The 21,424-nt window shown below is 65.7% G+C and carries 21 protein-coding genes; 15 read left to right on the forward strand and 6 right to left on the reverse strand.

Annotated features, from left to right (window positions below; translation table 11 throughout):
• The first annotated feature begins 285 nt into the window (after window positions 1-285).
• The 15 genes from NRG23_RS19395 (at window position 286) to NRG23_RS19465 (ending at window position 14,184) form a co-directional block, all read left to right on the forward strand.
• Window positions 286-1,365, forward strand: a complete 1,080-nt coding sequence (locus NRG23_RS19395; protein WP_009051693.1) for a Gfo/Idh/MocA family protein — start codon at window positions 286-288, stop codon at window positions 1,363-1,365.
• Entirely contained in the window at window positions 1,355-2,467 is a 1,113-nt protein-coding gene (locus NRG23_RS19400; RefSeq protein WP_257371734.1) for a DegT/DnrJ/EryC1/StrS aminotransferase family protein, read from the forward strand. Before NRG23_RS19395 ends, NRG23_RS19400 begins: the two co-directional genes overlap by 11 nt.
• Window positions 2,464-2,976 (forward strand): NUDIX hydrolase, encoded by a 513-nt coding sequence (locus NRG23_RS19405; RefSeq protein WP_226303174.1) that lies wholly within the window; start codon window positions 2,464-2,466, stop codon window positions 2,974-2,976. Before NRG23_RS19400 ends, NRG23_RS19405 begins: the two co-directional genes overlap by 4 nt.
• Window positions 2,973-4,079: a DegT/DnrJ/EryC1/StrS aminotransferase family protein gene (locus NRG23_RS19410; protein ID WP_257371736.1), complete on the forward strand. Its 1,107-nt coding sequence runs from the start codon at window positions 2,973-2,975 to the stop codon at window positions 4,077-4,079. Before NRG23_RS19405 ends, NRG23_RS19410 begins: the two co-directional genes overlap by 4 nt.
• Window positions 4,060-5,433, forward strand: a complete 1,374-nt coding sequence (locus NRG23_RS19415) for an NAD(P)/FAD-dependent oxidoreductase (protein WP_009051689.1) — start codon at window positions 4,060-4,062, stop codon at window positions 5,431-5,433. Before NRG23_RS19410 ends, NRG23_RS19415 begins: the two co-directional genes overlap by 20 nt.
• Complete coding sequence (locus NRG23_RS19420) at window positions 5,430-6,128, forward strand: HAD family hydrolase (RefSeq protein WP_009051688.1); 699 nt, start codon at window positions 5,430-5,432, stop codon at window positions 6,126-6,128. Before NRG23_RS19415 ends, NRG23_RS19420 begins: the two co-directional genes overlap by 4 nt.
• A gap of 2 nt (window positions 6,129-6,130) precedes the next feature.
• Window positions 6,131-7,243 carry a fatty acid desaturase gene (locus tag NRG23_RS19425; RefSeq protein ID WP_009051687.1) on the forward strand — a complete coding sequence of 371 codons (1,113 nt, stop codon included), beginning with the start codon at window positions 6,131-6,133 and terminating at the stop codon, window positions 7,241-7,243.
• Complete coding sequence (gene mtnP / locus NRG23_RS19430; RefSeq protein ID WP_257371741.1) at window positions 7,240-8,151, forward strand: S-methyl-5'-thioadenosine phosphorylase; 912 nt, start codon at window positions 7,240-7,242, stop codon at window positions 8,149-8,151. Before NRG23_RS19425 ends, mtnP begins: the two co-directional genes overlap by 4 nt.
• 4 nt (window positions 8,152-8,155) lie before the next feature.
• A complete protein-coding gene (gene nudK / locus NRG23_RS19435) occupies window positions 8,156-8,764 on the forward strand; it encodes a GDP-mannose pyrophosphatase NudK (protein ID WP_009051685.1) in 609 nt (202 codons plus the stop codon).
• Window positions 8,757-9,662 carry an ABC transporter substrate-binding protein gene (locus tag NRG23_RS19440; RefSeq protein WP_257371743.1) on the forward strand — a complete coding sequence of 302 codons (906 nt, stop codon included), beginning with the start codon at window positions 8,757-8,759 and terminating at the stop codon, window positions 9,660-9,662. Before nudK ends, NRG23_RS19440 begins: the two co-directional genes overlap by 8 nt.
• The gene (locus tag NRG23_RS19445) at window positions 9,655-10,857 is read left to right on the forward strand and encodes a sugar MFS transporter (protein WP_257371745.1); all 1,203 of its coding nucleotides are present in this window, start codon (window positions 9,655-9,657) and stop codon (window positions 10,855-10,857) included. The genes NRG23_RS19440 and NRG23_RS19445 overlap by 8 nt, the downstream gene beginning before the upstream one ends.
• A complete protein-coding gene (locus tag NRG23_RS19450; RefSeq protein WP_009051682.1) occupies window positions 10,854-11,510 on the forward strand; it encodes an HAD family phosphatase in 657 nt (218 codons plus the stop codon). Before NRG23_RS19445 ends, NRG23_RS19450 begins: the two co-directional genes overlap by 4 nt.
• A gap of 58 nt (window positions 11,511-11,568) precedes the next feature.
• Complete coding sequence (locus NRG23_RS19455) at window positions 11,569-12,471, forward strand: LysR family transcriptional regulator (protein ID WP_257371747.1); 903 nt, start codon at window positions 11,569-11,571, stop codon at window positions 12,469-12,471.
• A 130-nt stretch (window positions 12,472-12,601) separates the two neighbouring features.
• Window positions 12,602-13,225 carry a glutathione S-transferase family protein gene (locus tag NRG23_RS19460; protein ID WP_016703962.1) on the forward strand — a complete coding sequence of 208 codons (624 nt, stop codon included), beginning with the start codon at window positions 12,602-12,604 and terminating at the stop codon, window positions 13,223-13,225.
• Window positions 13,226-13,290: 65 nt separating this feature from the next.
• The gene (locus NRG23_RS19465; protein ID WP_028683600.1) at window positions 13,291-14,184 is read left to right on the forward strand and encodes a pyridoxamine 5'-phosphate oxidase family protein; all 894 of its coding nucleotides are present in this window, start codon (window positions 13,291-13,293) and stop codon (window positions 14,182-14,184) included.
• Between the two features lie 119 nt (window positions 14,185-14,303).
• On the opposite strand, the gene NRG23_RS19470 is transcribed toward NRG23_RS19465, so the two are convergent.
• Genes NRG23_RS19470 through NRG23_RS19495 form a run of 6 tightly spaced genes read right to left on the reverse strand, consistent with a single transcriptional unit; the run spans window position 14,304 to window position 21,423 of the window.
• On the reverse strand, window positions 14,304-15,434 hold the full coding sequence (locus NRG23_RS19470; protein ID WP_009051678.1) for a glycosyltransferase family 4 protein: 1,131 nt from the start codon (window positions 15,432-15,434) through the stop codon (window positions 14,304-14,306).
• Window positions 15,435-16,565 (reverse strand): glycosyltransferase family 1 protein, encoded by a 1,131-nt coding sequence (locus tag NRG23_RS19475; RefSeq protein WP_009051677.1) that lies wholly within the window; start codon window positions 16,563-16,565, stop codon window positions 15,435-15,437.
• Window positions 16,549-17,922 carry a glycosyltransferase family 1 protein gene (locus tag NRG23_RS19480; RefSeq protein ID WP_009051676.1) on the reverse strand — a complete coding sequence of 458 codons (1,374 nt, stop codon included), beginning with the start codon at window positions 17,920-17,922 and terminating at the stop codon, window positions 16,549-16,551. The genes NRG23_RS19475 and NRG23_RS19480 overlap by 17 nt, the downstream gene beginning before the upstream one ends.
• Window positions 17,919-19,184: an ABC transporter ATP-binding protein gene (locus NRG23_RS19485; RefSeq protein ID WP_009051675.1), complete on the reverse strand. Its 1,266-nt coding sequence runs from the start codon at window positions 19,182-19,184 to the stop codon at window positions 17,919-17,921. The genes NRG23_RS19480 and NRG23_RS19485 overlap by 4 nt, the downstream gene beginning before the upstream one ends.
• Window positions 19,184-19,981: an ABC transporter permease gene (locus NRG23_RS19490; RefSeq protein ID WP_009051674.1), complete on the reverse strand. Its 798-nt coding sequence runs from the start codon at window positions 19,979-19,981 to the stop codon at window positions 19,184-19,186. Before NRG23_RS19490 ends, NRG23_RS19485 begins: the two co-directional genes overlap by 1 nt.
• On the reverse strand, window positions 19,981-21,423 hold the full coding sequence (locus NRG23_RS19495) for a mannose-1-phosphate guanylyltransferase/mannose-6-phosphate isomerase (RefSeq protein ID WP_009051673.1): 1,443 nt from the start codon (window positions 21,421-21,423) through the stop codon (window positions 19,981-19,983). Before NRG23_RS19495 ends, NRG23_RS19490 begins: the two co-directional genes overlap by 1 nt.
• Window position 21,424 lies beyond the last annotated feature (1 nt).

Genomic DNA, 21,424 nt, shown 5'->3' on the forward strand with positions numbered 1-21,424 from the left:
CGCGGCGCTATCCCTTCTGCCCATCGCGCCTCTATGGCTCCTCGGTCTCAACCGGGTGTCGGCGTGTGGCGTGAAACATCCGAGTGTTCCACCCGGGTGACCCTGGGCAACAGCCCGAACGGACTCTGTAAAGGTGATCCGTTGTTCTGAGGCAATCCTGCCTCGATTGAAGCGAATGTCGGACCGGATCGGCTCACCCCGCAGGTGACCCGAGGCGGATCCCGTGTAGTCGTTCGTCCAACCTTTTCATGACGCAGTACCCACTTTTCCAGGATGGAGATGGTTATGACTGTACTCAGAGTTGGCATCGTCGGCCTCGGCGCGCAGATGCAAGAAAACCTGCTGCCTACGCTTCTGCAAATGCCGGATATTCGCATCGTCGCCGTGTGCGACAGCGACTTGAACCGCGCCGGACAGATTCACCGTTTCATCTCCGAGGTCGCGATCACCGACGACTTCGACGAGATGCTCGATACCGCTGCGCTGGATGCGGTGGTCATGGCTTGTCCGCCCCAGGCGCACCGCGACCTGGCGATCAAGGCAATGGCCAAGGGCGTGCATGTCTTTGTCGAGAAGCCGCCGTGCTTCACCCTCGCCGAGCTCGAATACCTGATCGGCGCGGCTCGCCAGGCCCAGGTGGTCACCGGTGTGGGGATGAACTTCAAATATGCCAAGCCGATGCGCCAGCTGCGCGATATGACGCGCACCGAGCAGTTCGGCAAGGTCGTGCACATCCAGCTCAACCACTATGCGAGCAAACCCACCGCGCCGCTGTGGGGGCTGGATTCCACCCTGCGTTCGTTCCTGCTGGCCCAGGCGATTCACACCATCGACCTTGGCGTGACCTTCGGCGGTGGCGAATTGCGCGATATCGAATCCCGGGTGCAGCGCCACGAGGACTCGTTGCTGGTGAGCCTGGAGCTCGGCTTCAGCTCCGGCGCGACGGTCAGCCTGCTGAGCGGGACCATGTTCCCGTACTTCGAATTCGACATGAAGATCGTCAGCTCCAATTCGATGATGGTCGAGCTCAACAACCTGTGGAACATCACCCTGCACGAGCCGGTGCATGGCACCGGGGCAACCGGCACCGCCAAGCGCTGGCGCGGCGCGTGGCAGCCAGGGCCGCTGGATTCGGGTTATGAGCGCAGCGGTTATTTCGGCGAACTGGAGAAGTTCTTCGACGCGGTGCGCAACCGTTCGCCTTACGAGGCCAGCTTCGAAAGCCTGCTGCCGACCTTCCGGGTGATCGAGCAGATCTGTCATGCCGACAGCGCTCGCGCCGATGTCGCCCCCGTGCTTGCCCTCCACTCCACCCATGCCGCCAAGTCCCCAGCCTTTCTCGGAGCCCAGACCAATGTCCTCTAATCTCTCCAGCGCTGCCCGCATTTCCGTTTCCGACAAGTACCGTCCGGTGTACGCCGACGATCTGCTGACCCTGCAGAACACCCTGGAACGGCCGCTGTCCGGCACCAGCGATGTGGTGGGCGAATACGAGGCCAAGCTGGCGGCCTGGTTCGAGGCGCGGCATGCGATAGCAGTCTCCTCGGGTGGCGCGGCCCTGAGCGTGGCGATCTACGCCGCCGGCGTCGGTCCCGGCGACGATGTGCTGCTGACGCCGAGCTGCCCGCTGTGCACCATCTATCCGATCATGGCCGCGGGTGCCAACCCGATCTTCGTCGACACCCGCCGTCACGGTTTCGGCGCCGATCCGGAGTCGATCAAGGCCCGCATCACCCCGCGCACCCGGGCGATCATCGATATTCCGATGTGGGGCTACCCCACCGAAGTCGATGAGCTGCAAGGCCTGACCCGCGAGCTGGGGATCAAGCTGATCCTCGACCTGGCGCATTCCCATGGCAGCACCCTCAACGGCCGGCCGCTGTCGGCCTATGGCGACCTGTCGTGCTTCAGCACCCACGAGCGCAAGCCGCTGGCCACCGGCGAGGGCGGTTTCATCCTCACCGACGACGACCAATTGGCCCAGCGCTGCCGCGACTACAGCCGCTTCGGCAACCTCAACGGCAAGGACTTCGGCCTCAACTACAAGCTGGCCGCGCTGCCTGCCGCGCTGGGCGCCAACCGCCTGGATTCGCTGGCCGCGCAGATCGAGCAACGACGCGCCAATGCCAGCTACTTCCTGCAGCAGCTCGACCATAGCAAGGTGCGGGAAAAGGTCATCATCGAGGGCGGGCGGACCAACTACTACTTCCTCAACCTGGAGCTGCATTTCGCCGACAACCGGGCCTTCATCGATTACCTGGACGAGGCGGGCATCCCGTCGGACATCAAGCGCTACGGCTGCAAGGCACTCTACGAGTTCCCGGCGCTGGCCCAGTACCGCAACGACTGTCCAAACGCCGAGGCGCTTCTGGCCAGCATGACCACCATCCCGGTCCATCCGGACATCACCCGCGCCGAACTGGACTACATGGCCGAACGGATCAACCAGTACGGTGCGCCATTATGACGGACGTCCCCGATCGTTCGACCCTGGACCGGCATTTCACGGCCTCGGCGTTCGTGTTGAATCCGGACCGCAAGATGCTCCTGCTGCACCATCGCAAGCTGGGGGTCTGGCTGTACCCGGGCGGCCATATAGAGCAGGGGGAAACCCCTGATGTGGCAGTGCTGCGCGAGATCTACGAGGAAACCGGGATTCACGCCGCCCTGCTGGGCGAGCGTGACCTGGAACTGGCCGATGCCGAGACCGATGTCACGGTGTTGCACCAGCCTTACCGGATCCTCTGCGAGTTCATCGATGACAAGCGCGGGCCGCATTACCACCTGGACCTGATCTACCTTACCGCCACCGACCTGCGGGCTTGCCCGCCGGAGCGCGAGGTGGAAAACGCGCGCTTCTTCAGCCGGCAGGAAACTGCCGAGCTGAAGATGTTCCCCAACTTCCGGCGCATGGTGGACCGGGTGTTCGCCGATGCCGAGGTGTGGGACATGGTCGGCAGGAAGGTGGCGCCATGAACCAGGCCATCTCCCGACCCTCCCGGGTCATCGCGGACAAGTGCGGCCACGATACCGCCGACGATGTGCCCGAGCTGCAACGCGCCCTGGCGACAGGGCTGACCGGCACCTCGCAGATCGTCGAGGACTATGAGACCGCGCTCGCCGTGCTGTACGGCGTGCGCCACGTGATCGCCGTGTCGTCGGGGGCCGCTTCGGTCACCGCGGCCCTGGCCGGCGTGCGCTTCCAGCCGGGGGACGAAGTGATAGTCGCGCCCACGTGCCCGATCTGCACCGTCCTGCCGATCCTGTCCCTGGGCCTGGTCCCGGTGTTCTGCGATGTGGCGCCGGACAACTTCGGGCTCGACCCGGATGACCTGCAACGCTGCATCGGCCCGCGGACATGCGCGGTGATCGAGGTGCCGATGTGGGGCTATCCGATTGCCTCGCACACCACCTGGGCCACCGCGCGCCAGGCCGGCATCCCGCTGATCCAGGACCTGGCCCATGCGCACCTGACACGCCTGAACGGCAGCTGGTTGGCGCAGCATGGCGACATCAGCTGCTTCAGCACCCATGACTGCAAGTTCATGTCCACCGGTGAGGGCGGCTTTGTCATGACCGATGACGACGAGCGCGCCAGCCGTATCCGGGCCTACACCCGCTTCGGCAACCTCACCGGCGAAACCCTGGGCATCAACCTCAAGCTCGGTGGCCTGCAGGCCGCCCTCGGGCTGGCGCGTTCGCGGCAGCTGGAAAGCCGTCTGCACCAGCGCCAGGACAACCGCCGGCGGCTGCTGGAGCAACTGGACAACCCGGCGCTGCGCGAGCTGCCGCTGACCCCCGGTGGAGAGGCCAACGCCTATGCCTTGCTGTTGCAGGCGGTGGGGCACGACGGGCGTGAACTGGTGCATTACCAGCAGCGTCATGGCATCCCTTCGGACATCGGCAAGTACGACAACCAGCCGCTGTACCAGTTGCCGCTGCTGGCGCAGTACCGCCGCGATTGCCCCAACGCCGCCCGGTTGCTGCGTTCGCTGACTACGGTGCCGCTGCACCCGGGCCTGGCGGACGACGACCTGGCCTACATTGCAAAGGTGCTCAATGACTACTCCCCAGCCTGATACCGCCGCGGGCGGTCGCCATGCCGTGGTCATCGGCGGCAGCGTGACGGGCTGCCTGACGGCCGCGGTCCTGGCCCGGCGTTTCCAGCGGGTCACGGTGATCGAGAAGAGCGATTTCTTCGACGAGACCGGGCCGCGCCAGAGCCTGCCCCAGGAGCATCACGTCCACCTGTTGTTGCTGCGCGGCAAGCAGATCATCGAAGGCATCTTCCCCGGCACCCTGAGCGCCCTGGAGCAGGGGGGCGCGCAAGTGGCCGACCTGGGCCATGACGTGAAGTGGTACCAGGGCGGGCGTTGGAAGAACCGCTACCGCAGTGGCATCTATGCCCATTACTGCAGCCGGCGGCTGATCGACAACCAGCTGCGCCGGGCCTTGCTCGGCGTGCTGAACGTCGAGGTGCTGTCCAGCACCCGGGTCACACGAATCGAGTTCACCGGGGCCGATCCGTCCCGGCGGGTCGAGGCGGTGACCGTCGACGATGGGCATGGCGAGCGGACGCTGCGCTGCGACCTGCTGGTGGACGCCAGCGGGCGTGGCACGCGCTTGCCGACGTGGCTGAAAGAGGCCGGCTTCGGCGAGGTCGAGACCAGCGTGGTCAAGACCGAGCTGGGTTATGCGTCGCGCATCTACCGGCGCCTGCCGGCCTATGCCGAGCAGTGGCAAGTGCTGCTGGTGCTGCCCAAGGCGCCGTTGCAGCGTTCCATGGGGGTGATCAGCCCGATCGAAGGCGACCGCTGGATGGTCACCACCGGCGGCTGGTTCGGCCACTTTCCCGGCAACGACCCGCAGGAGTTCCTGCAGGCGCTGGCGGCGCTTCCGGTGCCGGACATCCATGAGGTGATTCGCGACGCCGAACCGCTGTCGCCGGTCCATACCTTCAAGATGCCCGGCAGTCGCCGCACCCACTTCGACCGGGTCGAGCACTGGCCCGCCGGGCTGCTGGTGGTCGGCGACGCCCTGAGCAGCATGAACCCGCTGTACAGCCAGGGCATGACCATCGGCGCGCTGGAGGCCGATTGCATCGACCGCCACATCGACGAGGTATTGCTGCAGGGAGGCCAGGGCTTTCGCCAGTTGCAGGGCCGCCTGTGCGGGGTGGTCGATGGCGCCTGGAGCATGGCCACCACCGAAGACTTCCGCTTTCCCGAAACCGTCGGCCAGCGCAGTTGGCGCACCCGTTTCCATCATTGGTACGGCGCCGGCCTGGGCCAGGTCTCGGCGAACAATCGGCGGGCCCTGGAAACCCAGATTGGCGTGACCAACCTGGTGATGGAGCCCAGCAAGCTATACACACCGGCGATCGCCTCGCGCATCGCCCTCAACGCCCTTCTTGCGGAGAAAACCCGACCATGATCGATGATCGACTGCACTTCTCGGGGATCGAACACCTGGTATTCGACTGGAACGGCACCCTGATCGACGACATCGCCCTGGCGGTCAGCGCGGTCAATCGCTGTGGCGAGCGCTATGCGGTGCCGCCCATCGATGCCGTTCGTTACCGTGCGCTGTTCGACTTTCCGATTGCCGATTTCTACGCCTCCCTGGGGTTCGATCTGCAGCGCACGCCCTTCGCGCAAATCGTCGAACACTACCTGGAGCACTTCGATACGAATGTCGCGCAGTGCCCGCTGCACGATGGGGTGTTCGAGGTATTGGAGGCGGCGCGCAATGCCGGCATCGGCGTCTCCATCGTGTCCGCCTCGCATTGCGACGTGCTGCTCCAGACCCTGGAGGCCAAGGGCCTGCGCGGGCATTTCGAGCATGTCGTGGGGCTGAGCCACAACCAGGCCACCAGCAAGACCGCCGAGGCCCTGATGCTCCAGGAGAGGCTCGGCACACCGGCCGGGCGCACCCTGTTCATCGGCGACACCCTGCACGACTACGACGTGGCGCGGGCCGTCGGCTGGAAGCCGCTGCTGGTCAGCACCGGCCATCAGGACATCGACCGCCTGCGGCAGGCCGACGCCCCGGTCTTCGGCGGGCTGGGCGAATTGCTGGGCCATTACGCCAGCGCCGAGCGGCGCGCCGTCGTTCGCGAGGGGGCCTGATCATGGACACTGCGCACATTGTCCTGCTTGGCCTGATCGCTGTTTCGCTGCTGTTGCGCGGGCTGGTGGCGTTCTATTACCGGGATGCGCAGCGGGTGCTGCGCCTGCTCAAGCTGATACCGCGCCTGGAGGGACGGCGGGAGCAGTACTACCGTCCGCTGGATACCTGGTTCGCGCCGCTGCCCTTTGTCTGGACGTGGCTGGACATAGTCGCCGCGGTGCAGGCGGCGTCGATCTACTCGTCGCCGCTGGCCTGGCTGGCCGTGCTGTTGTGGAGCGGCGGTCGCATGCGCGCGTTGCAGGAGTTCGGGCACAACGCGGTGCACTTCGCCCTGTGTCGCCACCATGGCTGGCAGTGGTGGCTGAGCAACCTGTTCTACCAGTTCCCGATGTTCAAGCGCGACATGCGCAGCCGGCACCAGACCCATACCCTGGAGCACCATCGCCACCCCAACCATCCCGAACTTGATCCCAACCGCGCCCGGGTGCAGGCCGGCGGCTACGTTGCCGGCCTGTCGCCCAGCGGTTTCTATGGCCTGTTGCTGTACCCGCTGACCCCTCGCGGGGCCTGGGTGAATCTCACCACCCTGGTGCGCAGCAGCCTGCTCAACCACTCCCGCCTGACCACCCTGGCGCGCTGCCTGAGTGTGGCGGCGGTGGCGGCGTTGCTGTACGCCTTCGGCGGCTGGAAAGGCGTGTTGTTCGGCTGGTTGCTGCCGTTGCTGACGTCCTATCCGGTGTTTGCCTGGATCTCGCTGCTGACCGAGCACCGCTGGTTCATCGAAGGCAGCGCGCGCAACCGCCGCGAGCTGGAATACCTGGCGGGCCGACCCACCGATTACTTCGGGGTATCCGGCTGGCTGGTGCGGGTGTTCATCGCCCCGACGTCCGACGCCTATCACCTGGCGCATTCCCTGTACCCCGGCGTGCGCTGGAACTACCTGCCGGCGATCGACCGGCACCTGAAAATCCACGAACCGCGCTACAGCACCAACGCCAGCGAAGGGCTGCTGCTGCCCCGCGGCAATGCGCCCACGGCCTTGTCCGAACTCTATGAACGCCTGGTGTGCAGCGAACACGAACCGTCCCCCCTGAAGTCGAGAGGTAGCCTGTGACCCATTCCACTCCAACCCAGCACGTTCAACGTATCGGCATCATCGGCGGCAGCGGCCTGCAACAGCTGCCGGGCCTGCAGGACATTCAGCAGGTGGAGTGCACGACCGCCTTCGGCACGCCGTCCTCGCCGCTCACCCTGGGCACGCTCAATGGCGTGCCCGTGGCCTTTGTCCAACGGCATGGCGTGGGCCATGTGATTCCGCCGGCCTCGATCAATGCCCGCGCCAACATCGCCGCGCTGCGCAGCGTCGGTTGCACGCAACTGCTGTCGGTCAGCGCGGTAGGCAGCCTGACCCACGATGCGCCTCCAGGCAGCTTTGTGCTGATCGACCAGTACATCGACCGCACCATCCAGCGTGACAAAACCTTTTTCGGCCCCGGGCTGGTCGGCCATGTGCCCTTCGGCGAGCCGGTCTGTGCGCGCATGCGCGGCGTGCTCGCCGAGAGTGCCGAGGCCAGCGATATCCAGGCACGCAACGGCGGCACCTACGTGGTCATGGAAGGCCCGCAGTTCTCGACCCGCGCCGAGTCCCACCTGTACCGCCACTGGGGCGGCACGGTGATCGGCATGACCGCGATGCCCGAAGCCAAGCTGGCCCGCGAGGCCGAGCTTTGCTACGCGATGATCGCCATTCCGACCGATTTCGACTGTTGGCACGAATCCCACGAGCCGGTGAACGCCACGCTGGTGGCGCAACGCATGGCGGACACCTTCAACCTGACCCGGCGCCTGGTGACCGAAGCCGTGACCCGTTTGGGCCGGCATGCCGGGGCCTGCCCCTGCGGTTGCGACCGCGCCCTGGACACCGCGGTGATGACCGCTCCCGAGCACCGCGACCCGCGCATGGTCGAGCGCCTGTTGAGCGTTGCGCCCAATGCCACTCATTTGTCCGCGAACAAGGAATGAATCGATGAACCAGGCCATCCCCACCAAGGACCGTGTGCGGATCCATCAGGTCGAAGTGCTTTCGGACAACTGGTACGTGCTGCGCAAGACCACCTACGACTTCCAGGGCCGCGACGGCGTCTGGCGCACCCTGGACCGGGAAACCTACGACCGCGGCAATGGCGCCACCATCCTGTTGTACAGCCGGGCCAAGCAGACGGTGGTGCTGACCCGGCAGTTTCGCTTCCCGGCCTTCGTCAACGAACACGACGGCATGCTGATCGAAACCTGCGCCGGGCTGCTGGACAAGGACGATGCCCGTACCTGCATCCACAAGGAGACGGAGGAGGAAACCGGCTACCGCATCCGTGAGGTGCGCAAGGTGTTCGAGGCCTTCATGAGCCCGGGGTCGGTCACCGAGCGCCTGCACTTTTTCGTCGGCGAATATTTCGACGAAGACAAGCAGAGCGAGGGCGGCGGCCTGGAACACGAGGGCGAAGAGATCGAAGTGCTGGAGCTGCCGATCGACCGCGCCCTGGCCATGATCGACAGCGGCGAGATCTGCGACGGCAAGACCATCATGCTGCTGCAGTACGCCAAGCTGCACCGTTTGCTGGAGGCCGCCGATGACTGAGCTCAACGCCATCAGCTCGATGGAGCATGCCGAGCTGGCCGAATTCATCGCCGGCATCAGCCAGCACATCGGCATGCCGGTGCGCCTGACCCGTTGCTCCACCTCGGAGCTGATCGAACGCCTGCACAGCGGCAGCGCCGGGGCCTGGGACCTGTTGCTGGGCACGGCGGCCACCGCCTTGCTCGACCCCGGCCTGGCCTGGCAATTGATGCCGCTGACGGACATCGAATTCGCCGGCCTGCCGGACGCCGCGGTGGCCACGGATCGCCGCTGGTTCGCCGCGTCGGGTTTCGTCCCGGCCTTCTGTTATGACCCCAAGGTCCTCGCCCGCGAGGGCCTGGCGGTGCCGACCCGTTGGCAGAACCTGACCGCTCCCGAGTGGTCCGGGCGGCTGGCCTTGCCCGACCCCGGGCGCTCCGGCGCCGGCTACCTGCACCTTGGCGCGCTGCTCGAACATTACGGCGAGCAGGCCTGGGCGCTGCTGGCCCAGGTGGCCAGGCAAGCCCCTTCGATCAGCGGTTCCTCCACGGCGCCGATCGAGGCGGTCGTGCAGGGGCAGGCCTGGCTGGGGGTAACGGTGTCGACCGCGGCCACCCGCGCCGCCGAACAGCACCCGCACCTGCGCTGGTGCGTGCCGGAAGATGCGCGCTGTTATGAGGACGAGGTGTTCGCCTGTCGGGCCGGCTCGCCCAACGCCGCCCATGCGCAGCAGGCGTTGCAGTGGATGCTCACGCCTGCCGCGGCGGCGATCAGCCAGCGTTATGGCAAGGTGGTGCCGGGCCAGGCCCATCCGAGCGGTGCGCTGCAACCGCTGCCGGCCGTGCAGGCCAGCCGGGACAAGGCCGCGCGCTGCCGGCAATGGCAGGCGCTGTTCAGCCGGGAGACGGCCCATGGCTGAAGCCGCGCGGGATTCCAGTCAAGCGCTCAGCGGCCAGGAGCAGGTCCGCGAGGCGCGCCCGTGGTTCCTTTACCTGTTGTTCGGGTTGTTCGGCGCCCAGCAAGGGTTGCTCGGGCCGATCATGCCGTTCCTGCGCGAAACCCTGGCGCTCGACCTCGGTTGGGCCGGCCTGCATTTCGCCGCCTATGCCGCCGGCCTGGCGCTGGTCGGCTGGCCCTACCGCTGGCTGGAGCGACGGGCGCGGTCGACGAGCATGAGCACCGTAGCCTGCCTCTCGGTGGTGATCGCCAGCAGCCTGTTCGCGCTGGCCGGGCACTGGTCGCTGACCTTGCTCGCCGCCGGGGCGATGGGCCTGTCGGGTGGGTTTGTGCTGGCGGTGGGGCAGGCGGCCCTGGGCGAGCGTTATCGCGAGCAGGCCGCGCCGAGGCTGGTGGAGGCGCACATAGTCGCCGGGCTGTGCGTGCTCGGCGGCGCCTTGCTGGTGGGGAGCATGACCGGCCTGGGGCTGTCCTGGCGCCTGGTGCCGGGCAGCATCGCCGCCATCGCGCTGCTGGTGACCGTGCTCTCGCTGAGTACCTGGAACGCCCCGGCGATACTCGCCGCCGCCCATCAAGCCAGCGAGAGCGGGCAGAGCCTCATGACCCGGCGGGTTCAGCTGAGCCTGTGGGCCTTGGTGCTGCTGGGGATCTCCGCGGAATGGGGCGTCGGTTTCTGGGGCGCGGAATACCTGGCCGTGCACGTCCAGGTCAGCGCCTCGGCCGCGGCCACGCTGATGAGCCTGTATTTTGCCGGCACGGTGTGCGGGCGCCTGGCCAGCCGTTATGCGTTGAGCCGCATCAGCCCGTTGCCGCTGCTGGTCGGCGTGATGCTCGGGGCCATCGCCACCCTGGTGCTGCTGTACTTCAGCCAGACCCAACTGCTCACTGCCTTGTTGGTCTTTGTCCTGGGTGCCTGCCTGGGCAATTTCTTCCCGTTGATCCTCGGTTCGGCGATGCGTGTCGCGCCCCGGGCCAGTTCGGCCATCAGCGCCCAGGCCTCCCAGGCGGTGGGCGTGGCGCTGTTGCTGGCGCCGTTCCTGCTCGGCTTGCTGTCCGCGCGGATCGGTGTCGAAGCGGCTTTCAGCCTGTTGATCGTTTATCCCTTTCTCATGCTGCCGATCGCGCGCGGTCTGCATTTTCCCGGAGCACGCCCTTGAAGCTTTCTGCCCTGCTGTTCGATCTCGACGGCACCCTCATCGACACCGATGACCTGCACCTCAACGCCTACAACCAGTTGCTGGCGCGCTGGGGCAAGTCCATGAGCCTGGATTACTACAAGGCCCATGTGATGGGCTTTCCCGACGACATGATTTTCTCCGGCCTGTTTCCCAATGCTCCGGCAGCGCAGTACCCGGAGCTGGCGGCGCAGAAGGAGGCCATGTTCCGCGCCCAACTGCGCGAGACCACGCCGGTGCCTGGCGTATTGCGCACCCTGGATTATGCCCAGGCGGCCGGCATCCCCATGGCGGTGGTGACCAACGCACCCCGGGAAAACGCCGAAGCCATGCTCCAGGGCCTGGGGATTGCCGAGCGTTTCGATGCGCTGGTGATCGGCGGTGAGCTGGCGCGCGGCAAGCCCGACCCGCTGCCTTACCTGACCGCCCTGCAACTGCTGGAGGTGAGCGCCGATCAGGCGCTGGCCTTCGAGGACTCGCTGGCCGGTGTGCGCTCCGCGGCGGCGGCGGGCATCCACACCTTCGGCATGCTGTCGGGGCTCGAGGAAACTCAGCTTCGCGAGGCGGGTGCGCGGAGTATCATCCGGGACTTCAACGATGAGGCCTTGTGGCAGCGACTCCAGGTCCCTGCCTGAGCCCGGGCGGTCCATGCGGGACGGTGCCGGGGCAGGGCGCCGTAGTGCGAGGACCGCCATGGACCGATTCCAGGAAATGCAGGTGTTCATCAGCGTCGCCCAGGAGCAGGGCTTCGCTGCCGCGGCGCGGCGCCTGGGGCTGTCCGCGCCCAGCGTGACCCGGGCGGTGGCGGCGCTGGAGCTGCGTATCGGCACCCAGTTGCTGACCCGCACCACGCGCAATGTGCTGCTGACGGAAGCCGGCCAGCGTTACCTGGAAGACAGCCGGCGCATCCTCGCCGAGTTGCAGGACGCCGAGGCCTCGGCCGCCGGCATCCATGCCCTCCCGCGCGGCCAACTGACGATCACCGCGCCGGTGCTGTTCGGCGAGTTGTTCGTGACCCCGCTGATGGTGGATTACCTGGAACGCTTTCCCGAGGTCAGCATCAATGCCCTGCTGGTCGATCGGGTGGTGAGCATGGTCGAGGAAGGCATGGACGTCGCGGTGCGCATCGGCGAGTTGCCCGACAGCGGCCAGCACGCCATGCGCGTCGGCGAGGTGCGGCGGGTCATCTGCGCGTCCCCGGCTTTCCTGGCCCGGCATGGGCGGCCGCGCCATCCGCAGGAGTTGCGCCAGGCGCCGCTGATTGCGCCGTCGTCCATCGGCCAGTCCAGGAGCTGGCTGTTCAACGAGGGCGGAACCCCCTTGAGCGTTCGTCCGGAGCCGCGGCTGGTGGTTACCGCCAACCAGGCGGCGATCAGTGCCGCGTGCCTGGGGCTGGGCCTGACCCGGGTGCTGTCGTACCAGGTCGCGGGCAAGGTGGCGGCTGGTGAGCTGGAGATTGTTTTGGCTGAGTTCGAATTGGCGCCGCTGCCGATCCATGTGGTGTATCAGGGCGGGCGCAAGGCCCCGGCACGGGTGCGCAGTTTCGTCGACTTCGCGGTGCAGGCGCTGCGCGAACATCCGGCGTTGCAGTCGTAGCGTGGATCATTACGCTGGCTGAAATGATGGATTGTGTTTTCTGGTGATTCTGTTGTTTTGACCTGAGAGAGAAGATGGCGTCCGTCAGTGCCGCTCTTGTGAGCCGCACCCCTGCCCAGCGGAGTCTGCCATGCACGCCATCAAGCTCTACAACTTCCCCCGTTCCGGTCATGCCCATCGCGTCGAACTGATGTTGTCGCTGCTGGGGTTGCCTTTTGAGCTCATCTTCGTCGATCTGGCGAAAGGCGAGCACAAGCAGGCGGCCTTCCTGGCGCTGAACTCTTTTGGCCAGGTGCCGGTGATCGACGACCAGGGCGTGGTGCTGGCCGACTCCAACGCGATCCTGGTGTATCTGGCGCAGAAGTACGGCCAGGGCCGTTGGTTGCCCAGCGATCCGGTTGGCGCGGCACGGGTCCAGCGCTGGTTGTCGGTGGCGGCGGGACCGATTGCCTTCGGCCCGGCGGTGGCGCGGCTGATCACCGTATTCGGCGCGCAGCGCAACGCCGAGGAGGCCATCGACCGCTCCCATGCGTTGCTCAAGGTGGTCGAGCAGGAACTGACGGCCAGCCCTTACCTGGCGGGCAGCGAACCGACCATCGCCGATATCGCCGGCTACAGCTACATCGCCCACGCCCCCGAGGGCAATGTGTCGCTGGCGGATTATCCACAGGTCCGCGCCTGGCTGGCGCGCATCGAAGCCTTGCCCGGCTTCGTCGGCATGCCGCGCACCGCGGTGGGCCTGCAAAGCGCCTGAATCTGGCGGCCCGGCACCTCCCGGGCCCGCTGACTGCTGCGTCATCGACGCAGGGGAGACTCATGATGAATACCGAATCCCCCTGGCACGCAGGCGAAACCCGCCTGCAAGCCCAGGCCGGCGTGGCCGAGCGCATGGAAGTCGTCGGGCGCAAGGTGATCCGCAGCGAGATGCCCGATCAGCACCGGCAGTTTTATCAACAGCTGCCGTTCATGCTGCTCGGGGCTGTGGATAACCAGGGCAACCCCTGGGCCAGCGTGCTCGAAGGGGCTGTCGGTTTCGCCCACTCGCCAACCCCTGGGCGGCTAAGGCTCGACAGCCTGCCAGCCGCCGAAGACCCCGCCCAGCTGACGCCGGGCGCGGCCATTGGCCTGCTGGGCATCGAGCTGCACACCCGGCGGCGCAACCGCCTCAACGGGCGGATCGTCGAGCTGGACCATAGCGGTTTTGCCCTGGGCGTCGAGCAGTCCTTCGGCAACTGCCCGCGCTACATCCAGCTGCGTCAGTTCGAGTCGGTGCCGCTGGCCGCGCACCGGCCGGTGCAGCGCCTGAACGTGCTGGATGAAGAGGCGAGGGCGATGATCCGGAGCGCCGATACGTTTTTTGTCGCCAGTTACGTGGAGGTCGAGGGACGGCTCTGGGTCGATGTTTCCCACCGCGGCGGCCCGGCCGGCTTCGTGCGGGTCGAGGGCAACCGCCTGAGCATTCCGGATTTCGCCGGCAACCTGCACTTCAACACCCTGGGCAACCTGCTGCTCAACCCCCGCGCCGGCCTGCTGTTCATCGACTTCAGCCGTGGCGATCTGCTGCAGCTCAGCGGGCGCACTGAAGTCGTGCTCGACGACCCGCAGATCGCAACCTTCCCGGGCGCCGAGCGCCTGTGGCGCTTCGAGGTCGAACAACTGGTGCGCCGGCCCGCGGCGCTGGCCCTGCGCTGGCACCAGAGCACAAACCTGTAGGAGCGAGGCTTGCCCGCGATGGTCGTTAACGATGACGCGTGTTGACTGGGTAAACGCGGCGCTCTCAAGTCCATCGCGGGCAAGTCGGATCGCCGCCCGCTCGCTCCTACAACGCAACCTCAGGCGTAGGACAGGGCTTTTTCCTCCAGCAGCTCCTGGTACAGCTCGCTCCACCTGCGGCCCATCTCGTCGGCGGTGAACAGCTGCCGGTAACGGGCTTCGGCCTTGAGGCCCATTTGCGCGGCCTGTTCCGGGTTGTCCCAGAGCTGGCGCATGGCGGCGCGGAAGGCCAGGGGATCGCTGGGCGGCACCACCAGGCCGGTTTCGCCATGGATATTGATATAGCTGGTGCCGGTACCGATCTCGCTGGAGATCATTGGTTTGCCGTACATCGCGCCTTCGAGTAACGAGATGCCAAACGCCTCGGAGCGCAAGTGCGAAGGGAAGACGATGGCGTAGCTCAGTTGCAGCAAGGCCACCTTGTCTTCATCCCCCAGGCGGCCGAGGAAATGCAGGTTGCGCAGGCCCAGGGCCGCGGCCTGGGCATGCAGCTCGGCCTCGAGCGGGCCGGCGCCGACGATCACCACCGGGTAGTCCACGTCCTTGAGGGCATCGAGCAGGATGTGCAGGCCCTTGTAGTAACGCATCACCCCGACGAACAGGAAAAAACGCTCGCCCAGGCGCTGGCGCCACCGGGCCATGCGTTCGCTATCGGGCTGTGGATAACCGGCCTTGTTCAGGCCGTAGGGGATGACCAGGGTCTTGTCCGGGAATTGCTGCAGCACATCGCTGGTGTGCAGGTAGTTCGGCGACGCGGCGACGATCCGGTCGACACTGCCCAGGAAGCGATTCATCAACGGCCGGTACAGCTTGAGCAAATGGCGCTGGCGGATGATGTCGGAGTGGTAGGTGGCCACGCAGGGCTTGTTCATGCCACTCACGAAATGCACCAGGTCCATGAACGGCCAGGGGAAGTGGTAGTTGACCACGTCGGCTTCGGCAGCCATTTCGCGGAACTGCTTGAACACGCTGTAGGAGAAACCGGTGGAGGCGAACTGTATGTCGAGCTTGGCCCGGTGCACCTCATGCTGACCGAGCTTGAGTATCGCGGGGTGCGGGTCGGCGCTGAGGGTCAGGACCTGGCCTTCGATACCCTGTTGGGCGCCGCTTTCGCAGAGTTGGAAGATGACCTGTTCGATACCGCCGACCGAGTCAGGCAAATAGGTTTTGAAGAAATGTAAGACCCGCATTCAGCCTCCTATAGCCTGACGGTAGGTGCGCGCGGTGATCTGCGCGCAGTGCCTCCAGGAAAACCGCCCGGCTTGTTGCAAACCCGCTTCGCGGCATGCCTGCCAATGGGGCTCATCGTCGATCAAGCGAAGCATAGTGCTGTTCAAGCCATGCACATCGCCAGGCTCGACATAATTGCCGGCCAGACCCGCGACTTCCGGCATGGCCGAACGCCGCGTCACTACCACCGGTGTGCCACTGGCCATGGCTTCCAGGACCGGAAGACCGAAGCCTTCATACAGCGATGGAAAGATCAGCGCCCTGGCTCCGGCCACCAACTGCGCCACCTGTTCGTCCGGCAGGTAGCCCAGCAGTCGTACATGGCCGCTGGCCAAAGCCTTTTGCAGGGTGTCGCTGAATTGTCCTTGCTCCCAACCCGCCATGCCGACGATCAGCAACGGATAACGTTGGCGCAGCGCTGGCGGCAGCTGTTCGTGGGCCTGCAGGGCCTGGGACAGGTTCTTGCGTGGTTCCAGCGTGCCGACGCACAGGAAGTAGCCTTGAGGCTGCAGGCCATGGACTGCGAGGCTGTGTTCCAGCTCGGCATGCTCACGTGGATGGAAGCGCGGGGCGACGCCCAGAGGCGCCACGACAAAGCGATCGCGCGGCAGGCCGAAATAGTCCTGGGCTTCATCGGCGATGAACTGCGAGTCCGTCAGGATCAGTCGCGCCTGTTCCACGCCTGCGCCAAGACGCCGCTCGATTTCCTTCAAGCGGGCCGGCGGCTGGGTCGAGGGGTAATGCAGGTGAGTCAGGTCATGCAGGGTCATCACGGTCGGGCCTTCGAACTCCAGCGGCCACAGGCTGGGCTCATGGTAGAGATCGATCGCTGCAGGCTGCCCCTGGTCGAAGCGTCGCTGTTCCAGCCAGCGCCGGGCCTGGTAGGCCCCGGGGATCTGTCGCAGCCAAGGGGCCACTTGGGAGTAACCCGGCATGGCCGCCGCCGGCAGCTCGGGGCTCCAGCCCCAGCCGTGGAACAGTGACAACTCCAGCCCCTGTTCGGTGACCAGGGCCGAGGCCAGTTCCGCTACGTAATGACCGATACCGGTGCGGGGCGACTGGAGAATGCGCGCGTTAAGGGCTATCCGCATCGTGCGTCTCCATGACCGAGGGGGCGTGGTTCCTGTGGAACACAATGCGTTCGACCAGTTGGGTACTGGCTTCTCGCCAACCCAGCCAGCGCCAGTCATCGACATGGCGGGCCGCGGGAAACACGCCGCTGGTTTCCTGCTGGATGACCAGGTCGGCCAGGCTCTGCGGATTGTTCAGGTCGAAATAGGCCATGAACTCGCCGCCGATCTCGCGAAATACCGGGATGTCGCTGCCCATGGCGGGCAAGCCGCGCTGCATGGCCTCCACCAGAGGCAGGCCGAACCCTTCGACATAGGAGGGGAACACCAGCGCCGTCGCCTTGGAATAGGCGTACTCCAGGCTGTTGTCGTCCAGGGAGTTGAACATGAACAGGCGCCGGTTCAACTCCGGGTGCCGGCGAATCCGCTCGATCAGCGCCTCGCACTTCCAGCCGATGCGCCCGGCGATGCACAGGCGAGCCTGGGAACCGCTGGCCCAGACGCGCTCGAAGGCGTCGAGCAGGAACCCGTGGTTCTTGCGGGGTTCGATGGTGCTGACCATCAGGAAGACCGCTGCCTGGCCCTTGAACAGCTGGGCCAGGTCCGGGTTGATCCGAGCGTTTTCACTGCACTGGTCCAGTTCCGAACCCAGGTGGAAATAGTCGAACCAGCGCTGTGCCACCTGTTGGCGCCCGACCCGGCGGAGCATCTCTTCGCGGACCTGGTCGCGGATCGTCGCGGAAATGGCGATGTAGCCGTCGGCGGTGCGCGCTATCCAGTCGAACCAATGGTTGAACACCCGGACCAGCCCGGCGTCGCAGAACTGCGGGTGGGTCAGGGGGATCAGGTCGTAAATCACCGAGACGATACCCACGCCATCGCGCTTGAGTTGTTCGGCCAGGGGAAAGAAGTCGGCATGCCAGGATGAGTCCAGCAACACCAGTTGATCGCCCGGTTGATGTTGCAGCGGTACGCAGCGCTGGGGGATTTCCCGGGTGTTGAGGAACCGGTTGCACAGCCGCAACGGAATGCTGAAGCAGACCAGTGCGGTCAAGCGGCACGCCACATAGAGGAAGCGGCGCGCAAGGTAGGAATCGAAGGGTTTGCGTCGCTCCAGGGTGCGGTGACGCAGCCAGAAGACGTTGGCCATCTGTTCCAGGCGCACCCGCAACCCCATCAGGTTCCAGCGCTCGGGTTTCAACGGCTTCAGGCTCAATACCCGCAAGAGCTGGCCCTTGAGCATGACCACCGGAATGCATTCGACCGAGGCATCGGCCGCGGGCAGTTCACGGATAACGTTGCGCACCACACGCTGGATGCCCGAGTTGGTCTCGGGGTGTTCGAACACATAGGTGCATTCAATCAACAGTCGGGTCATGGAGCGGCTCGCTGAGGCATTGACTGGGTGGACTGCGACGGTGAGCGGACAATGCTGGTCCGCGCCTGCAGCCAGGAACAGCCGACGAAGTCTTCCTGGCGGTTGTTGATGACGTGGAAGACCAGGCCGTAGTCGCGCCATTCGAAGTTGCGATCCAGATGCGAATCCAGCCGTGACAGGCTCAGGGCCACCGAGTAGTTACCCTTGCCCAGGCCCATGGTGAAGGCAAAGCGGAAGGTGATCTTCTCGCCGGCGCTCAAGTCGGTCAGGGCCTGGTCCAGGCGATGGGTGTTGATGCCATACATGGGCTGGCCGAGACGGTCCTTGATCATGAAACCCAGTACCAGCCGTTCGATGTCCTGGCGTACCTCGACCTGTACTTCCAGCACCACCGGCTGGCCGACTTCGGCCATTTCGATCGAGCGCTCGCGCTCGTCACGCAGGTGCACACTGAGGATCCCGGCTTCGCCGGTGCCGGAAATGGTCCGCACCTGGCCGTTGGCGAGCATTTCCTGGCGCACCGTCTGGCCTTCGCGTTCGGCGAGCATGGCGTTGTAGTAGTCCATCACCTCTTCCGGCTTGCCGTGCATGGCCACACGGCCCTGCTCGAGCAGGATCGCGGTGTCGCAGATCGACTGGATCGCCGAGCGGTCGTGGGAAACGATCAGCAGGGTGGTGCCGGCGCGGCGAAAGCTGCGGATGCGCTCGAAGCTCTTGTGCTGGAAGTAGGCGTCGCCCACCGACAGTGCCTCGTCGACGATCAGGATGTCCGGGCGCCGGGCCGTGGCCACGCTGAACGCCAGGCGCATCTGCATGCCGCTCGAATAGGTGCGTACCGGGTGATCGATGGCCTCGCCAATTTCGGCGAAGGCTTCGATTTCTGCCATCAGGGCTTCGATTTCCTCGACCTGCATGCCCAGCAGCTGGCCGGCCATGACCGCGTTCTGGCGCCCGGTGAAGTCCGGGTGAAAGCCCATGCCCAACTCCAGCAACGCCGCCACCCGGCCTCGCAGGTGGATCTCGCCGCAGGTCGGCTGGGTGGTGCCGGTGATCATTTTCAGCAAGGTGCTTTTGCCGGCGCCGTTGACCCCGACTATGCCCACGGCCTGGCCCGGCTCGATCTCGAAGTCGACGCCCTGCAGCACCCAGTGCAGGTGATGGCGCGGCCTGGAAAACGGAATCATCCACTCGAACAGCCGGCTCCAGCGGTTCGGGTACTGCTTATAGGCCTTGCCCAGGCCGCTGACGCGTATATGTCCCATCAGAGCTCATCCACCATTTCACCGACGCGCTGGCGGAAAAGCCGCAGCCCCATGGCACAGAACAGCAGGCTGATCACCAGCATCGGGGTCAGCGAACTCCATTGCGGCCACTGGTCGTACAGGAACAGGTTCTGGTAGCTGTGCATCAGCGCGGTCAGCGGGTTGAGCGCCAGCAGGCGCTGGATCGACTCGGGCAGGATGCTGATGGGGTAGACGATGGGGGTCAGCCAGAACCAGAACTGCAGGAAGATGCCGAAAAACTGCGCTACATCGCGGAAGAACACGTTCAGCACCCCGAGGATCATCCCCAGGCCGGTGCAGAACAGCACCTGCAACAGCAGCAGCGGGATCAGCGCCAGCAGCGCCAGGCCCGGCAGGCGCCCGGTGATCAGCAGGAAGCCGAGGAACAGGCCGAGGATGATCGCGAAGTTGATGCCGGCGTTGAGCAGCACGATCACCGGCAGGCAGATGCGCGGGAAGCTGATCTTCTTCAGCAGGTTGGCGTTTTCCAGGAACATGCTCTGGCTGCGCAGGGTCAGCTCGGAAAACAGGCCCCAGGTCAGCAGTCCGGCGCACAGGTAGACGCTGTAGGCCAGGCCGTCCTCCACCCCTGGCAGGCGGGCGCGCATCACCTGGGAAAAGATCACCGTGTAGACGACGATCATCGACAGCGGGTTGAGCACGGTCCACAAGGCGCCGAACAGCGAGTTGCGATAACGCGCCTGGAACTCGCGCTGCACGCTGCCGAGGATGAAGCCCCGGTAGCTGCGCAGCGAGCGGTACAGATTGAGCAGCATCAGGCCGTCCTGCCGTATTGGTCTTCGAAGCGGACGATGTCGTCCTCGCCCAGATACTCGCCGCTCTGCACTTCGATGATGACCAGGTCGATCACCCCCGGGTTCGCCAGTCGATGCTTGTGCCCGGCGGCGATGAAGGTGGATTCGTTGCTGTTGACCAGGTGCGAGCCGTCGCCGTTGTTGGTGACCATGGCCGTGCCCTTGACCACCACCCAGTGTTCGTTGCGATGGTGGTGCATCTGCAGCGATAGCGCCGCGCCCGGCTTGACCACGATTTTCTTGATCTTGAAGCCCGGGCCTTCCTCCAGCACGGTGTAGCTGCCCCAGGGCCGACTGACCGTGCGATGCAGGCGATAGGACTCGTGGTTGCGGTCCTTGAGCTGCCGGGCCACCTGGCGCACGTCCTGGGCGCGGTCGGCGTGAGCCACCAGGATGGCGTCGGCGGTCTCGACCACGATCAGGTTGTCGACGCCGACCGTGGCGATCATCCGGCCCTCGCTCTGCACGAAGTTGCCGTGGCTGTCGATGAACAGGGCTTCGCCGGTGGCGCGGTTGTCCTGGGCATCGGCGTCGACCAGGGCGCTGATCGCGCCCCAGGAACCGATGTCGCTCCAGTCGAACCGGGCGGGCACCACCGCGACCTGGTCCGAAACCTCCATCAGCGCGTAGTCGATGGAAATGTCCGGCATCTCGGCGAAATGTTCCGCCGACAATTCATGCTGGAGGATGCGCCCGGTTTCCACCGGTGTGCTTGCGGCCAGGCAGGCGCGGCCCAGTTCCAGCAGCTCGGGGGCGTGCTGTTGCAGCTGCTCCAGCAGCGTGGCGACGGTGAAACAGAACAGGCCGGAATTCCACAGGAACCGGCCGCTTTCGAGGTAGCCCAAGGCGGTCTTCAGGTCGGGCTTTTCCACGAAGCGCAGCACCCTGGCGGCGCCCTGGTCGTCGAGAGCGTCGCCCGACTCGATATAGCCAAAGCCGGTTTCCGGCGCGTTCGGGGTCACGCCGAAGGTAACCAGATGCCCGGTCTCGGCCAGTTGCGCGGCATGGGCGACCGCGCTTTTGAAGGCTTCTTCGTTGCGGATCAGATGGTCGGCGGGCATCACCACCAGGGTCGCTTGGTCACCATGCCGGGCCTGCACGGCCAGGGCTGCGATGGCGATGGCCGGGGCGGTGTTGCGGCCCGAAGGTTCGAGGATGAAATGCCCGAGGTGCCGATCCAGCCGGGCGGCCTGGAAGTGATCCTTGCTTTGAAAGAAGTGGTCGCGGTTGGTCACGGTGACGATGTCGCCGCTGCCCGCCAGCAACCCGGCGGCGCGGCGGTAGGTCTTGCCCAGCAGGCTCTGGCCGTCGGGCAGGATCATGAAGGGCTTGGGATGACCTTCGCGCGAAACCGGCCACAAGCGGGTCCCGGCACCGCCGGAAAGAATCACTGGAATCAGCATG

The sequence above is a fragment of the Pseudomonas sp. T8 genome (assembly GCF_024610635.1).
In the GTDB taxonomy this organism is placed as follows: Bacteria; Pseudomonadota; Gammaproteobacteria; order Pseudomonadales; family Pseudomonadaceae; genus Aquipseudomonas; species Aquipseudomonas chlororaphis_I.